General features: G+C 70.0%; 17 protein-coding genes and 1 tRNA gene. 3 read left to right on the forward strand and 15 right to left on the reverse strand.

Annotated elements, in window-relative coordinates; genetic code table 11:
- Positions 1-18: 18 nt before the first annotated feature.
- Together OHA58_RS18390 and OHA58_RS18395 are read right to left on the reverse strand one after the other, a co-directional pair.
- A complete protein-coding gene (locus tag OHA58_RS18390) occupies positions 19-2,550 on the reverse strand; it encodes an MFS transporter (RefSeq protein WP_405479987.1) in 2,532 nt (843 codons plus the stop codon).
- A gap of 13 nt (positions 2,551-2,563) precedes the next feature.
- On the reverse strand, positions 2,564-3,058 hold the full coding sequence (locus OHA58_RS18395; RefSeq protein WP_405479989.1) for a MarR family winged helix-turn-helix transcriptional regulator: 495 nt from the start codon (positions 3,056-3,058) through the stop codon (positions 2,564-2,566).
- Between the two features lie 174 nt (positions 3,059-3,232).
- Here OHA58_RS18395 and OHA58_RS18400 point away from each other — a divergent pair, with 174 nt between their 5' ends.
- Entirely contained in the window at positions 3,233-3,442 is a 210-nt protein-coding gene (locus tag OHA58_RS18400) for a hypothetical protein (RefSeq protein ID WP_116512176.1), read from the forward strand.
- Between the two features lie 77 nt (positions 3,443-3,519).
- On the opposite strand, the gene OHA58_RS18405 is transcribed toward OHA58_RS18400, so the two are convergent.
- From OHA58_RS18405 to OHA58_RS18445, 9 genes are all read right to left on the reverse strand, one after another.
- Positions 3,520-4,338 carry a hypothetical protein gene (locus OHA58_RS18405; RefSeq protein WP_405479991.1) on the reverse strand — a complete coding sequence of 273 codons (819 nt, stop codon included), beginning with the start codon at positions 4,336-4,338 and terminating at the stop codon, positions 3,520-3,522.
- 69 nt (positions 4,339-4,407) lie between these two features.
- The gene (locus OHA58_RS18410; protein ID WP_405479993.1) at positions 4,408-5,268 is read right to left on the reverse strand and encodes an RNA polymerase sigma factor SigF; all 861 of its coding nucleotides are present in this window, start codon (positions 5,266-5,268) and stop codon (positions 4,408-4,410) included.
- 246 nt (positions 5,269-5,514) lie between these two features.
- Positions 5,515-6,330 (reverse strand): RNA polymerase sigma factor SigF, encoded by an 816-nt coding sequence (locus tag OHA58_RS18415; protein ID WP_405479995.1) that lies wholly within the window; start codon positions 6,328-6,330, stop codon positions 5,515-5,517.
- 176 nt (positions 6,331-6,506) lie between these two features.
- Positions 6,507-6,800: a Dabb family protein gene (locus OHA58_RS18420; RefSeq protein WP_405479996.1), complete on the reverse strand. Its 294-nt coding sequence runs from the start codon at positions 6,798-6,800 to the stop codon at positions 6,507-6,509.
- A 31-nt stretch (positions 6,801-6,831) separates the two neighbouring features.
- Positions 6,832-7,008 carry a hypothetical protein gene (locus tag OHA58_RS18425; protein ID WP_116512180.1) on the reverse strand — a complete coding sequence of 59 codons (177 nt, stop codon included), beginning with the start codon at positions 7,006-7,008 and terminating at the stop codon, positions 6,832-6,834.
- A 210-nt stretch (positions 7,009-7,218) separates the two neighbouring features.
- Positions 7,219-7,303 (reverse strand) — tRNA-Ser (locus OHA58_RS18430).
- A gap of 57 nt (positions 7,304-7,360) precedes the next feature.
- Positions 7,361-7,918, reverse strand: coding sequence for a tRNA adenosine(34) deaminase TadA (gene tadA / locus OHA58_RS18435; protein WP_405479998.1), 558 nt, complete (start codon positions 7,916-7,918; stop codon positions 7,361-7,363).
- 38 nt (positions 7,919-7,956) lie between these two features.
- The gene (locus tag OHA58_RS18440; protein ID WP_405479999.1) at positions 7,957-8,508 is read right to left on the reverse strand and encodes a hypothetical protein; all 552 of its coding nucleotides are present in this window, start codon (positions 8,506-8,508) and stop codon (positions 7,957-7,959) included.
- 153 nt (positions 8,509-8,661) lie between these two features.
- Complete coding sequence (locus OHA58_RS18445) at positions 8,662-8,856, reverse strand: hypothetical protein (protein WP_405480000.1); 195 nt, start codon at positions 8,854-8,856, stop codon at positions 8,662-8,664.
- 95 nt (positions 8,857-8,951) lie between these two features.
- Here OHA58_RS18445 and upp point away from each other — a divergent pair, with 95 nt between their 5' ends.
- On the forward strand, positions 8,952-9,587 hold the full coding sequence (gene upp, locus OHA58_RS18450) for a uracil phosphoribosyltransferase (RefSeq protein ID WP_266672158.1): 636 nt from the start codon (positions 8,952-8,954) through the stop codon (positions 9,585-9,587).
- Positions 9,588-9,666: 79 nt separating this feature from the next.
- Here the strand turns inward: upp and OHA58_RS18455 are convergent, their stop codons facing one another.
- Both OHA58_RS18455 and OHA58_RS18460 read right to left on the reverse strand, forming a co-directional pair.
- Positions 9,667-10,311 (reverse strand): LytR C-terminal domain-containing protein, encoded by a 645-nt coding sequence (locus OHA58_RS18455; RefSeq protein ID WP_405480001.1) that lies wholly within the window; start codon positions 10,309-10,311, stop codon positions 9,667-9,669.
- A 101-nt stretch (positions 10,312-10,412) separates the two neighbouring features.
- Complete coding sequence (locus OHA58_RS18460) at positions 10,413-10,709, reverse strand: type II toxin-antitoxin system VapB family antitoxin (protein WP_003955420.1); 297 nt, start codon at positions 10,707-10,709, stop codon at positions 10,413-10,415.
- Positions 10,710-10,830: 121 nt separating this feature from the next.
- On the opposite strand from OHA58_RS18460, the gene OHA58_RS18465 reads away from it, so the two are divergent.
- A complete protein-coding gene (locus OHA58_RS18465; protein ID WP_405480002.1) occupies positions 10,831-12,546 on the forward strand; it encodes a helicase HerA-like domain-containing protein in 1,716 nt (571 codons plus the stop codon).
- Between the two features lie 65 nt (positions 12,547-12,611).
- Here the strand turns inward: OHA58_RS18465 and OHA58_RS18470 are convergent, their stop codons facing one another.
- Together OHA58_RS18470 and OHA58_RS18475 are read right to left on the reverse strand one after the other, a co-directional pair.
- Positions 12,612-12,764: a hypothetical protein gene (locus OHA58_RS18470; RefSeq protein WP_405480003.1), complete on the reverse strand. Its 153-nt coding sequence runs from the start codon at positions 12,762-12,764 to the stop codon at positions 12,612-12,614.
- Positions 12,765-12,833: 69 nt separating this feature from the next.
- Complete coding sequence (locus tag OHA58_RS18475; RefSeq protein WP_405480004.1) at positions 12,834-13,190, reverse strand: hypothetical protein; 357 nt, start codon at positions 13,188-13,190, stop codon at positions 12,834-12,836.
- Between the last annotated feature and the right edge of the window lie 102 nt (positions 13,191-13,292).

Raw genomic sequence — 13,292 nt, forward strand, 5'->3', positions numbered from 1 at the left:
CGCCCCGGCCCGGGGTCGTCACTCGCCGGGGTGGGCGAGCGTGATGTCGTGGCCCTCGGCGCCGCCGCCGTTGACCGTCAGACCGGTGGCCACCGGCGGGTAGCCGGTCGCGATGACCGTGTACTCGCCGCTGTCCAGGTCGGTGAAGGCGTACGCGCCGTCGTGACCGGTCGTCGCCGTGGCGACCACGTTGCCCGCCGCGTCGACGAGCGTCACCCGCGCGTCGTTCAGCGGACCGCCCGCGGCCCGGACCACACCGGCGACCTGCGCACCGGAGTGCAGCCCGATCTCGACCCGGGTGACCCCGGTGCCGCCGACCTCGACGGGCAGCGCGAGCGGACGGTGACCTGCCGCGGTGACCGCCACGGTCACCGCACCCGGGACCAGCTCGGCGAAGGTGAACTCGCCCTGCTCGCCGGAGAGTCCGGTGGCGAGGACGTCACCGCGGACGTCGGTCACGATGACCATGGCGCCGGGAACCGGCAGCTTGCTGTCCACGGACTTCACGACGCCGCTCAGGCCGCTGGTGCCGCTGAGCAGGATGTCGTACGCGACCGGCTCCTCGCCGACGACGACCGTGGAGGCCTGCGGCTGGTAGCCGTCGGCCGAGGCGATCAGGACGTACGAACCCGCGCCGGGGGCGTCGAGGCCGTAGGCGCCGTCGCCCTGGGAGACCGCGCGGCCCAGCTGGCGTCCGCCGAGCGAGATCAGCGTGACCGCGGCCCGCGGGACCGGGGCGCTCTCGGAGCCGCGGACGAAGCCGCGGACCGGGGTGCCGCCACCGGTGGACGCCGTCGCCGGGACGCTGCCCGCCGTCGTGGCGACCGCCTGGAGACGCTGGGTCGCGCCGTCCGAGGTGGGCTCGGAGACCGCAGCGGCCATGGCCGGAACCAGCTCCTCCGCCTGGGGAGCGCCGGCACCCGCGGCCGCAGGCACGTCAGCCTCGGACTCGGCGGCCGGAACAGCCTGGGAGTTCGACGTACGCAGCGGAATCTCCTTGATGAACAGCGTGGCGATGAGCGCGAGCAGCGCGATCGGAGCGGCGATCAGGAACACGTCCGCGATGCCGTGCCCGTACGAGCTCTCCATGATCGTGCGCAGCGGCGCGGGGAGCTTGTCGAGGTCCGGGATGGCGCCGCCGCCGGTGCCGCCGTGGCCCAGGGCAGCGCCCTTGGGGCCGAGGTCGGCGAGGCCGTCCTTGACGTAGTGCGTGATGCGCGTGGCCATGATCGAACCGAGCGCCGAGACACCCATCGCACCACCGAGGGAGCGGAAGAAGGTGACCGTGGAGCTGGCCGAACCGATGTCCTCCGGAGCGACCTGGTTCTGGGTGCAGAGCACGAGGTTCTGCATCATCATGCCGATGCCGAGACCCATGAGGGCCATGTAGATCGCGACGTGCCAGTAGGCGGTGTCGTAGCGGATCGTGCCGAGCAGGCCGAGGCCCGCCGTGATGAGCACGCCGCCGGAGACCAGCCACGCCTTCCACTTGCCGGTCTTGGTGATGATCTGGCCCGCGACGGTCGACGAGATGAACAGGCCGCCGATCATCGGGATCGTCATGACACCGGACATCGTCGGCGACTTGCCGCGCGCCAGCTGGAAGTACTGCGAGAAGAACACGGTGCCCGTGAACATCGCGACACCCACGAAGAGCGAGGCGATCGAGGCGAGCGTGATGGTGCGGTTGCGGAAGAGCCGCAGCGGGATGATCGGCTCCGCGGCCTTGGTCTCCACGAAGATGAAGATCAGCGCGAGGACGAGGGCGCCGCCCACCATCGCGCCGGTCTGCCAGGAGATCCAGTCGTACTTGTCGTCGGCGAAGGTCACCCACAGGAGCAGGGTGCAGACCGCGGCGGTGATGAAGAAGGCACCGGCCCAGTCGACCTTCACGTTGTCCCGCTTGACCACGGGGAGCTTCAGCGTCTTCTGCAGAACGATGAGCGCGATGATCGCGAACGGCACACCGACGTAGAAGCACCAGCGCCAGCCCAGCCACGAGGTGTCGGTGATGACACCGCCGAGCAGCGGGCCGCCGACGGTGGCGACGGCGAAGGTCGCACCGAGGTAGCCGGAGTAACGGCCCCGCTCACGCGGGGAGATCATCGCGGCCATGACGATCTGCGCGAGGGCGGACAGACCGCCGACGCCGATGCCCTGCACCACGCGGCAGGCGATCAGCATGGTCGGGCTCTGCGAGAGCCCCGCCACGACCGAGCCGCCCACGTAGACGACCAGAGCTATCTGGACGAGCGCCTTCTTGCTGAAGATGTCGGCGAGCTTGCCCCACAGGGGGGTCGTCGCGGTCATCGCGAGCAGCGAGGCGGTGACGACCCAGGTGTAGGCGGACTGGCCGCCGCCCAGGTCGCCGACGATCTCGGGCAGAGCGTTGGTGACGATCGTCGACGACAGGATCGCGACGAACATGCCGAGCAGCAGCCCGGACAGCGCCTCCATGATCTGCTTGTGCGTCATCGGAGCGCCGCCGGGGGCTGCGCCTCCATGCTTGGCGTGGCTGCCCCGCACACCTGCTGGTGTGGTTGTTGCCATGGGGTTCCTTTACTTACGCGGGTGTACGGGTGGTCTCTTCGGTGGCATCCGGAAGTGCCTGCGCGAGTCGCGGCGTGTATCGGCAGTCGCCGAAGCTGTCGCGGAGCCGGCTCATCATCGCGATCAGCTGCCCGACCTCGTCGTCGGACCAGTCGCTCAACCGGTAGGCGAGCAGTTCGGTCGACCGCTCGGAGAGCAGCTCGATCTGCTTCACGCCCTGTTCGGTGAGGCTGAGGATGCGGGAGCGCTTGTCTGCGGGGTCGGGCGACCGGTCGATCCAGCCGCGTTCGGCGACGTGCGCCACGTGGCGGCTGGTCACGGACATGTCTACGGCGAGCAGTTCCGCCAGGCGGCTCATCCGCATCTCGCCGTACCGGCCGAGAAGCATGAGAACCGCGGCCGAACCGGCCGGACAGTCGTGCGGCAGGGACCGCTGGAGGTCTCGTTTGACGGCACCGAAGGCACTGAACTGTCGGGCGAGCTCTTCGTACTGACTCTGCTCGGCCACGGCACCTCCTACGTTCGTTGCTTAGGGCAACCATAGAGACAGTTGGTTGCCGCAGGCAAACGAAAAGGGGTGTACAAGCCTAAAAACCCGGTAAAGGGGAGGGGTTGCACATGTAAAGTCGCAGCTCAGCATGGGTGTGGCGTCGCCCGCACGTATTCGCTAGGGTCCTTCCCCATGGCACACAACCCCCAGGGCCCGGCCCCCGAAGGCAACTACGACCCCGCGGGGAGCACCCAGATGTTCCGCGCCTTCGTCGACGAACCGGCCTCGCAGTCGCGCCAGCAGGCCGCCCCGGCGAAGTCGGGACCCGGCGCCGGTCTGATCATCGGCATCGTGCTCGCCGTCGTCATCGTGGCCGGCGTGGCCTGGCTGGCCCTCAAGTAGGTCGCTGCGGCTCTCACCGGAGAGCCGCCCGCTCCCCTTAACCGGGGAGCCGCTCACTTCCTTTACCGGAGAGCGGTTCACTTCCATTCGACGGAGACGTCCCGCGTCTCCACGTGCATGCCGAGCGGCACCCGCCAGGCGTCGACACACACCGTCCAGGTCTTCTTCTTCCGCTTCCCCGCGTCGATCGGCACGGGGAGGTCCCGGGTGGACTCGACGGTGGCCCAGTCGATGCCGAGGGCGCCGATGATGTGCGTCCCGAACGTCACCGTGCCCGAACGCACCGCGGCACCACCGGTGTTGACCATGTTCAGGGTCACGTCCTCGCACCACCGCTTGTCCGCGGCCTTGCGCTCCGGGTCCCCGACCTTCAGGGCGGCGGGCCCGCTCGGGGCGCCGGTGCCGGGGGCGGACGGCGTGGTCGTCGCCCCACCGCCGGAACTGCCGCCGCCGGACCCACCGCCGCCGGACCCGCCCGCGCCGGTGGACGGCTGCCCGGACCCGTCGGGTCCTGATGCGTCGGCTGTCCCGGAGCTACTGCCTGTACGCGCTTCTGCTCCCGCCCCGGCGCCCGCATCACCTGAACTGCCGCCGCCATCCGGGGACTTGTCGCCGCCGCCACCGCCTTCGCCGCTGCCCGTCCCGCCCTCCGACGGACCCGACGGGCCCGGCGGATCCGAGGCGGCCCCGTCCAGCGGCACCAGCTCCACGTCACCGGTCGGCGCCACCGTGCGTCCCGGCGCCCTGTCGGGTGTGGCACCGGCCGCGCCGACCGCCACATAACCGTCCCCGCCGCCGGAACTCCCGCACGCCGCAAGGAGACCGCCCAGGCAGACCACGGCCGCCGTCGCGCCCGTCAGGGCGCCTCGGCGGCCGCGTATCGATCCTCGTCGCATCGCGCCAGTGTGTCTGACGGTCCGTCAATTCGGAACCCCGTCAACGGCACCGGCGCCGCGCGCGGTGCCTCAGTCGGCGATCAGGCCTTCCCTGAGCTGCGACAGGGTCCGCGTGAGCAGGCGCGACACGTGCATCTGCGAGATGCCGACCTCCTCGCCGATCTGCGACTGCGTCATGTTCGCGAAGAAGCGCAGCATGATGATGCGGCGCTCGCGCGGCGGAAGCTTGGCGAGCAGCGGCTTGAGCGACTCGCGGTACTCCACGCCCTCCAGGGCCGTGTCCTCGTAGCCGAGGCGGTCCGCGAGCGAGCCCTCGCCGCCGTCGTCCTCGGGCGCCGGGGAGTCGAGGGAGGAGGCGGTGTAGGCGTTGCCCACCGCGAGCCCGTCGACCACGTCGTCCTCGGAGACGCCGAGCACCGCGGCCAGCTCGGGCACGGTCGGCGAGCGGTCCAGCTTCTGGGCCAGCTCGTCGCTCGCCTTGGTCAGCGCGAGCCGCAGCTCCTGGAGCCGGCGCGGCACCCGCACCGACCAGGACGTGTCGCGGAAGAAGCGCTTGATCTCGCCGACGACGGTCGGCATCGCGAACGTCGGGAATTCCACGCCGCGTTCGCAGTCGAAGCGGTCGATCGCCTTGATCAGGCCGATCGTGCCGACCTGGACGATGTCCTCCATCGGTTCGTTACGGCTGCGGAAGCGCGCCGCCGCGTACCGGACCAGCGGGAGGTTCAGCTCGATGAGGGTGTCCCGCACGTAGGCACGCTCGGGGCTGTTCTCGTCGAGTGCGGCGAGCCGCAGGAAGAGGGAGCGGGACAGGGTGCGGGTGTCGATGGCTTCGGAAGCCCCGGATACAGGCGAGCTGTGAAGCACGTCGGGCGCGGATGCGCTCTTGGTGAGCGTGAGCACCTTCGAGCTGCCCTGGTCTGCGGACATGCCACCCCCTTGAGGTCGCGGACGGTCGCGGCGGGCGCTCCCGTCTGGAAGGAACGCAGCCTCCACCTGAATACCGGAGCCGGGGCTGCGGCAAACGCGGTTCCAGCAGAATGTCACATGTCGGCAACACGCTGTAGTGACATGTCGACATGGATGGGGTGAATCGGTGCAGGAAAAGGGGGGTGTGGCGGGGAACTGACGTATTTCGGCGGGGAAGTGCCGGGAAAGGCACTCCACCCGTTCCGGTTACGCTTCGATCCTGTTTGCGGACCTGAGCCGCGCGAAGCTTCTGGCCAGCAGTCTTGACACATGCATCTGGGAAACGCCCAATTCCGCGCTGATCTGTGACTGCGTCAGATTGCTGTAATAGCGCAGCAGCAGGATCCGCTGCTCACGCTCGGGCAGCTGAACGAGCAGATGCCGTACGAGATCGCGGTGTTCGACGCCGTCGAGCTCCGGGTCCTCGTAGCCGAGCCGGTCGAGCAGGCCGGGCATCCCGTCGCCCTCCTGGGCCGCCTCCAGTGAGGTCGCGTGGTACGAGCGACCGGCCTCGATGCACGCCAGGACCTCGTCCTCGGCGATGCGCAGGCGCTCGGCGATCTCGGCGGTGGTGGGGGTGCGCCCGAACGCCGTGGTGAGGTCCTCGGTCGCGCCGGTCACCTGCACCCACAACTCATGGAGCCGGCGCGGCACGTGGACCGTGCGCACGTTGTCGCGGAAGTAGCGCTTGATCTCGCCGACGACGGTCGGCATCGCGAACGTCGGGAACTGCACGCCCCGCTCGGGGTCGAAGCGGTCGATCGCGTTGATGAGTCCGATCGTGCCGACCTGGACGACGTCCTCCATCGGCTCGTTGCGGCTGCGGAAGCGGGCCGCCGCGTACCGCACGAGCGGCAGGTTGGCCTCGATGAGGGCGGCGCGCACCCTGGTGTGCTCGGGGGTCCCCGGCAGCAGGTCCTTGAGCTGGGCGAAGAGGACCTGGGTGAGCGCACGGGTGTCGGCGCCCCGGCTCTTCGCGGGCGGTGCTTGAGGCGCTGTACTGGCCGGCACGGTCAACGTCACCTCTGTCTCCGTCAGCTCGTCGGTCAACTCATCCGTCAAAAGCGGTCATAGCATCACAAGACAGGTGCACTGTGTGCAAGCACCGCATAACTACGTGTTGAAGGGCAAGTTGGGGCATTAGATACAGAAAGGCCCTTCACCGTTCCGGTGAAGGGCCGCTTTGCCGTGCGATTCGCTCAGAACTCGTAGTCCGCGATCACCCACGTGGCGAACTCGCGCCACTGCGCGACGCCGGCCTGGTGCGCCGGGTGCTCGATGTACCGCTTGAGCGCATCGGTGTCCTCGACCGCCGAGTTGATGGCGAAGTCGTACGCGATGGGGCGGTCGGTGATGTTCCAGTCGCACTCCCAGAACGTCAGTTCCGGGATCTGCCCGCCGAGTGCGCGGAAGGCCTTGACGCCCTCGACGACGCGAGGCTCGTCGCGCCCGACGCCCTCGTTGAGCTTGAAGAGGACCAGATGGCGGATCACGGGCACTCCTTGCAGACGCTTACGAGGTCGCTCAGTTCCCGCCGCCGTTGACGACCCAGGTCATGAAGTCGCCGATGCTCTGAGCAGCGGTCGAGACGCCCTCGAAGCCTATCTGGACGTAGTCCGCGGCCTTGGCCGGGTCCGTGATGATCACGTAGAGGACGAACACGACGACGACGAAGAGACCTATTTTTTTCGTCTGCACCACGCTCTGGCCTCCCCGTGCCCGTGTCCCGTGTGACCCCTGTTGCCGGGCGTGAGTGTATCCCGGACGTCTGTTCATCCGGTTATCCGATTTTCCCGCCAACGGCCCGGCGGGCGGGGCGTTTTGCCCGATCGGTCTGCGTGCGGCTGGACATGGCCGGACATGCAGAACGCCCCTCTTCTCCGGTGACCCGGGGAAGAGGGGCGTTGTCAGCGGTAGCGGAGGGATTTGAACCCTCGGTGAGTTTCCCCACACTCGCTTTCGAGGCGAGCTCCTTCGGCCGCTCGGACACGCTACCGAGAGAGATCCTAGCCCAAGTCGGGCCGTGGTCTGAAATCCGTATCCGGGGGGCCCGTCACAGGCCCGCCCGCGGGGCGTTCCGGCGCCCCGGCTGGCGGTCCCGGAAGAAGGACGTGAGCTGCTGCGCGCACGCGTCCGCGAGTACGCCCTCGATCACTTCGGGGCGGTGGTTGAGGCGCCGGTCGCGGACGACGTCCCACAGGGACCCGGCCGCCCCGGCCTTCTCGTCACGCGCCCCGTAGACGACCCGGTCGACCCGGGACTGCACGAGGGCGCCCGCGCACATCGTGCACGGCTCCAGGGTCACGACGAGCGTGCACCCCGTGAGCCGCCACTCCCCGAGCGCCGCGGCCGCCCGCCGGATCGCGAGCACCTCCGCGTGCGCGGTCGGGTCCCCGGTCGCCTCGCGCTCGTTGTGCCCCGAGGCGAGCACGGTCGTGCCGTCCGGGGCGAGCACGACGGCCCCCACGGGCACGTCACCGCCCTCGGCGGCGAGCCGCGCCTCCCGGACGGCGAGGCGCATGGCCTGCCGCCAGGGATCGCGTACGGGGTCCGGTGCCTGTTCTGCGGTGCTCACGGGCGGAATGTAGCCGACCGCGGCCGGCACCGGCATTGTCGTGGAGAAATGGACAAATGATGGACGGGCAGGACCTATCGGACCGTTTCGAGGACCTCCGCCGCTCCCAGGACCTCGGCGATCTCGCTGAGGGCGTCGTTGGTGTCGAGGGCGAGGAGCTCCTTCTCGGAGACTCCGAGGTCAGCGAGGATCAGCCGGTCCCCGATCGGGCCCGGGGGCACGGCCTCGGCGGTGGCGCCCGCCGCGTCGTCGTCCCCGGCCTCGTCCTCGTCGGCCGGGTCGGGCTCGCCGTCCTCGGTCCCGTCGAGGTCCAGGGCGTCCAGCTCGTCCTGGTCGGGATCCTTTCCGAGCAGTTCGTCGGTGAGCAGGATCTCGCCGTACGAACTCCGGGCGGCCGCGGCCGCGTCGGAGACGTAGATACGAGGATCCTCCTCGCCGTCCACACGGACGACGCCGAACCAGGCGTCCTCCTGTTCGATGAAGACGAGCACTGTGTCGTCCTCGGCACCGGCCGAGGCTTCACGGGCCAGGTCGGTCAGATCCGACAGGGCCTCCACGTCGTCGAGCTCTGTATCGCTCGCTTCCCACCCGTCTTCGGTGCGCGCGAGCAGTGCGGCGAAGTACACCGTGACTCTCCCACTGGTCTCAGGTGTGCCGGTTGGAGTTCCCCCCGGCGGACTCGGGAGGCGGGGTGTGCAGTTCCGAGCCCCGCCCAATCGGAATCGTGGCAGAAACCATCGCTTCAGGAGAGGTCTTCCGCCCGCTGTGTTCGCGCGGCGTCACCAGCGGAACGTGCGCATGCGCATCTGCTGCCGCATTCGTGCCGCCCTGGCACGGCGTGGGCGGACCCGGTCGCGCAGCTCGCGCGCCTCCCGGAGTTCCCGCAGGAACTGGGCGCGGCGCCGCAGGCGCTCGTCCTCGGTCTCCTCCGGCTCCGGGTCCTGTCCCCGGTCGTGCTGTCCCTGATCCGGCATAGGCACACCACCCCAGTCCGCCATTTCCACGTTCCCTCCGATGGCGGGTTTGATGCCAGCACGGGTGCGGCCCGGACCCGGTTACTGTTGAGGACATGCGGATCCATGTCGTCGACCACCCGCTGGTGGCGCACAAACTCACCACGCTGCGCGACAAGCGCACCGACTCCCCGACCTTCCGGCGCCTCGCCGACGAGCTGGTCACCCTGCTCGCGTACGAGGCCACCAGGGACGTGCGCACCGAGCAGGTCGACATCGAGACCCCGGTCTCGGGCACGACCGGCGTGAAGCTCTCCTACCCGCGGCCCCTGGTCGTGCCGATCCTGCGGGCCGGTCTCGGCATGCTCGACGGCATGGTGCGGCTGCTGCCGACCGCCGAGGTGGGCTTCCTCGGCATGGTGCGCGACGAGGAGACGCTCCAGGCGTCCACGTACGCGACGCGCATGCCGGACGACCTGTCCGGGCGTCAGGTCTACGTCCTCGACCCGATGCTGGCCACCGGCGGCACGCTCGTCGCGGCGATCCAGGAGCTGATCAAGCGCGGCGCGGACGACGTGACGGCCGTGGTGCTGCTCGCCGCCCCCGAGGGCGTGGAGATCATGGAGCGCGAGCTCGCCGGCACGCCGGTGACGGTCGTGACGGCCTCGGTCGACGAGCGGCTCAACGAGAACGGGTACATCGTCCCGGGCCTCGGCGACGCGGGCGACCGCATGTACGGGGCGGCCGAGTAGCCACCCCGTACGGGACCACCTCACGGGACCCCTCGGTCGTTCGGTTCAGCAGTTCAGTTCAGCAGTTCGGTTCAGCAGTTCAGCAGTGCTTCTTCGACGTGGCGGGCGTCGGTGAGGACTTGGCCAGTGCGGCCAGGGCCTTGTCGGCGTCCGCCTTCGTCGTGAGCTGCTTGAACGCGGTGCCGATGATCAGGTCGACCTCGGCCGGCTTCGCGCGGGTGTCGGTCTTCAGCTCGGCGCCGGAGAGCTGCGTGCCGAGGACCGGCAGCGCGGCATCGGTGGCGCCCTTGGCGCCGAGCAGCAGCCCGGGGCCCTTGACCTTCTTGTCGTACGCCTTCGTCGCGTTGCCCACGTCGCCGATGGTGAAGCCACGTTTCTTCAGCTCGTCCGCCGTCTGTTTGGCGAGGCCGCTGCGGGGCGTGGCGTTGAAGACGTTGACCGTGACCTGGCCGGGCTTCGGCAGGATCTTCGGGCTCGCGGAGGGCGATGCGGAGGTCTTCGTCCGGCAGTCGCCGGTGGCTCCCGCGGCCGAGGCCTTGTCACCGCCGCCGGTGAAGACGTCGATCAGCTGCAGAGTGCCCCAGCCGATCAGGCCGACCGCCACGACGGAGGCGACGACGGCGAGCACGATCCTGCTGCGCCCGCGGCTCCGGCGCATACGCGGATATTTGTCTCCCGTGATGCGGTACTTGCCGCCCATGCCGGGGGGAGTGAGCATGCTCATGGGCGCAGCGTAGTGCGCCCCGGCGGTGATTCCTACTAAATGATCATTGGCCCGCGCCAGGTACTACCCGAACGGGTCAACGCGGGCCCATGGCCCGCCGCTCAGCCGAGCTCCAGGACGCGGGCGTGCAGCACCTGGCGCTGCTGGAGCGCGGCGCGCACGGCGCGGTGCAGACCGTCCTCGAGGTAGAGATCGCCCTGCCACTTCACGACATGCGCGAAGAGGTCGCCGTAGAACGTCGAGTCCTCGGCGAGGAGCGTCTCGAGGTCGAGCTGGCCCTTGGTCGTCACGAGCTGATCGAGGCGGACCGGGCGCGGCGCGACGTCCGCCCACTGCCGGGTGCTTTCCCGGCCGTGGTCGGGGTACGGCCGGCCGTTTCCGATGCGCTTGAAGATCACACGGAAAGCCTACCGGGCCCGGCTCTCCGGGCGCAGCCATGGAGACGGAGTGCGAGGCTGGGAAATGACGTCCTAAACAGGGGCAAACCGGGAACACTCAATCCGGGGACAGGGGCCAGAAATGAGTGACAGTGAGCCGATCCCGGCTGCGCCGGCGAATGCGGAGCCTTCTTCAGGGGTAGACGGGGGCGCCGAGTTGACGCCCGGAACCACCGCCCCCGAAACCGGAACCATCGCCCCCGAAGCCGTCACGACCGCCGCCGCCCTCCCCGCCCCGGCCCTGGAGATCGCCTCCGGGTACGCCTTCACCGGGCCCGCGCTCGATCTCGGCGCGCTCGTGTGGGACGGGCAGTGCCTGCCGGACGCGCAGATCCGGATTCCGCTGGGGATGCTCAACCGGCACGGCCTCGTCGCGGGCGCCACCGGCACCGGCAAGACCAAGACGCTCCAGCTCATCGCCGAGCAGCTGGCCGCGCAGGGCGTCCCCGTCTTCCTCGCCGACATCAAGGGCGACGTCTCCGGCATCTCCGCCCCGGGTGAGCCGGGCGAGAGGGTGACGCAGCGGTCGGCCGAGGTCGGTCAGGAGTGGCGGGCGACCGGCTGTCCGAGTGAGTTCTACGCGCTCGGCGGCATCGGCCCCGGCATCCCCCTGCGGGCCACCATCACCGGCTTCGGCCCGGTCCTGCTCTCCAAGTGCCTCCAGCTCAACCAGACGCAGGAGCAGTCGCTCGGCCTGATCTTCCACTACGCGGACCAGAAGGGCCTCGAACTCGTCGACCTCAAGGACCTGCGCGCGGTCGTCACGTTCCTCACCTCCGACGAGGGCAAGCAGGAGCTGAAGACCATCGGCGGGCTCTCCACCACGACGGCGGGGGTGATCCTGCGCGCGCTGACCGCGTTCGAGCAGCAGGGCATGGGCGACTTCTTCGGCGAGCCCGAGTTCGACAGCAGCGAACTGCTGCGCACGGCCCCGGACGGCCGCGGCCTGGTCTCCGTACTCGAACTGCCCGCCGTGCAGGACAAGCCGCACCTTTTCTCGACGTTCCTGATGTGGCTGCTCGCGGATCTCTTCCAGGACCTTCCCGAGGTCGGCGATGTGGAGAAGCCGAAGCTGGTCTTCTTCTTCGACGAGGCGCATCTGCTCTTCAGCGGCGCGTCCAAGGCGTTCCTGGAGGCGATCACGCAGACCGTGCGGCTGATCCGGTCCAAGGGCGTGGGCGTGTTCTTCGTGACGCAGACGCCGAAGGACGTGCCGTCCGACGTCCTCGCCCAGCTCGGCAACCGCGTCCAGCACGCGCTGCGCGCCTTCACGCCCGACGACCAGAAGGCGCTGAAGTCGACGGTCAGGACGTTCCCCCACTCCGCGTACGACCTCGAGGAGTTGCTGACCTCGCTCGGTACGGGCGAGGCCGTGGTCACCGTGCTGAGCGAGAAGGGCGCGCCGACGCCCGTCGCCGCGACCCGGCTGCGGGCGCCCGAGTCGCTGATGGGGCCCATCGACGCGGCCGCGCTCGACCGGGCCGTGAAGGAGTCGGTCCTGTACCCGCGCTACGCGAACGCCGTTGACCGTGAGTCTGCGTACGAGAAGCTGACGGCCCAGGAGGCCGAGACGCAGGCGCGCAAGGACGCCGAGGCGCAGGCGGCTCGGGCGGCGAAGGCCGAGAAGGCCGAGAAGGCGGCGGCGCGGGGTTCCGGGGGGCGCGGGAAGTCCAAGGAGGACGCGTCGGTCGTGGAGCAGGTGGTGGGCAGCGGGATCTTCAAGTCGCTTGCCCGGTCGGTCGGTACGCAGCTGGGGCGGGAGATCTCGCGGTCTCTTTTCGGGACGCGGCGGAGGTAAGGCCTTACGCCGCGGGGATGGTCCCGGTCCCGCGGGTGCGGGGCCGGGACCATCGCCGTGAGAGATCAGACGCGGTCCTGCGGGTCCGTGTCCTGGGTCTTGTCGTCGGTCGGTTGCTCGGGGTCCGGGGTCTCGTGTGCGGGGAGTACGGCGCGTCCGTCGCGTGCCGCTTCGGCGCGCAGGAGGGCGCGCAGGACCGCGTAAGGGTCGATGGGCATGAGGGTGTCGTCCTTGTCGTGCGTGGGGGGTGAGCAGGCTCGGTCCGCCGGGAGGGCGGAGCCGTGCTGTCAGCAGCGCAGGACGACGCAGCGCAGGACGTTCAGGGAGTTGAGGGTGGCGCGGGGCGCACGGGGGCGCGCGAGTGGCGTGGAGGGGCGCGCACGGGGCACGGGGGTGGCGCGTTCGGCGGGGAGGCGCGTGGCGTGCCCCGTCGGCAGGCGCAGCGCGGTGTCGGGGGCGTCCTGGTGGAGCTCGCCGGGTTCGGTGGAGGAGGACGGGGTGTGCGCGGCCGCGGCCTCGGTGCATGGGACAGCGGACGCGAACGCCATGCCGAGGAGTGCGACGAGGACGAGCAGCGCCCGGGCCCACGCGGGCCGGCGCGCGGTGCGGCGGCCCGCGCCCGCGGGGGAGGCGCGCGTGCTCATGGACGTAAATGTCCCCCGGCTTCGCCCCGAAGACGATCAACGCAGTTGAGATCCGCCCTCATGGGCTACGGGACGCGGCGTGTGCTGACGCGCGGCGGGACC

This window comes from Streptomyces sp. NBC_00009, from assembly GCF_045040855.1.
In the GTDB taxonomy this organism is placed as follows: Bacteria; Actinomycetota; Actinomycetes; order Streptomycetales; family Streptomycetaceae; genus Streptomyces; species Streptomyces aureus.

Bases quoted from the DNA above. Each gene is read 5' to 3' on its own strand.
- OHA58_RS18390 (WP_405479987.1), bottom strand. From the start codon at position 2,550: ATGGCAACAACCACACCAGCAGGTGTGCGGGGCAGCCACGCCAAGCAT.
- OHA58_RS18400 (WP_116512176.1), top strand. From the start codon at position 3,233: ATGGCACACAACCCCCAGGGCCCGGCCCCCGAAGGCAACTACGACCCC.
- OHA58_RS18405 (WP_405479991.1), bottom strand. From the start codon at position 4,338: ATGCGACGAGGATCGATACGCGGCCGCCGAGGCGCCCTGACGGGCGCG.
- OHA58_RS18410 (WP_405479993.1), bottom strand. From the start codon at position 5,268: ATGTCCGCAGACCAGGGCAGCTCGAAGGTGCTCACGCTCACCAAGAGC.
- tadA (WP_405479998.1), bottom strand. From the start codon at position 7,918: ATGCCGGTGCCGGCCGCGGTCGGCTACATTCCGCCCGTGAGCACCGCA.
- OHA58_RS18445 (WP_405480000.1), bottom strand. From the start codon at position 8,856: ATGCCGGATCAGGGACAGCACGACCGGGGACAGGACCCGGAGCCGGAG.
- upp (WP_266672158.1), top strand. From the start codon at position 8,952: ATGCGGATCCATGTCGTCGACCACCCGCTGGTGGCGCACAAACTCACC.
- OHA58_RS18455 (WP_405480001.1), bottom strand. From the start codon at position 10,311: ATGAGCATGCTCACTCCCCCCGGCATGGGCGGCAAGTACCGCATCACG.
- OHA58_RS18465 (WP_405480002.1), top strand. From the start codon at position 10,831: ATGAGTGACAGTGAGCCGATCCCGGCTGCGCCGGCGAATGCGGAGCCT.
- OHA58_RS18470 (WP_405480003.1), bottom strand. From the start codon at position 12,764: ATGCCCATCGACCCTTACGCGGTCCTGCGCGCCCTCCTGCGCGCCGAA.
- OHA58_RS18475 (WP_405480004.1), bottom strand. From the start codon at position 13,190: ATGAGCACGCGCGCCTCCCCCGCGGGCGCGGGCCGCCGCACCGCGCGC.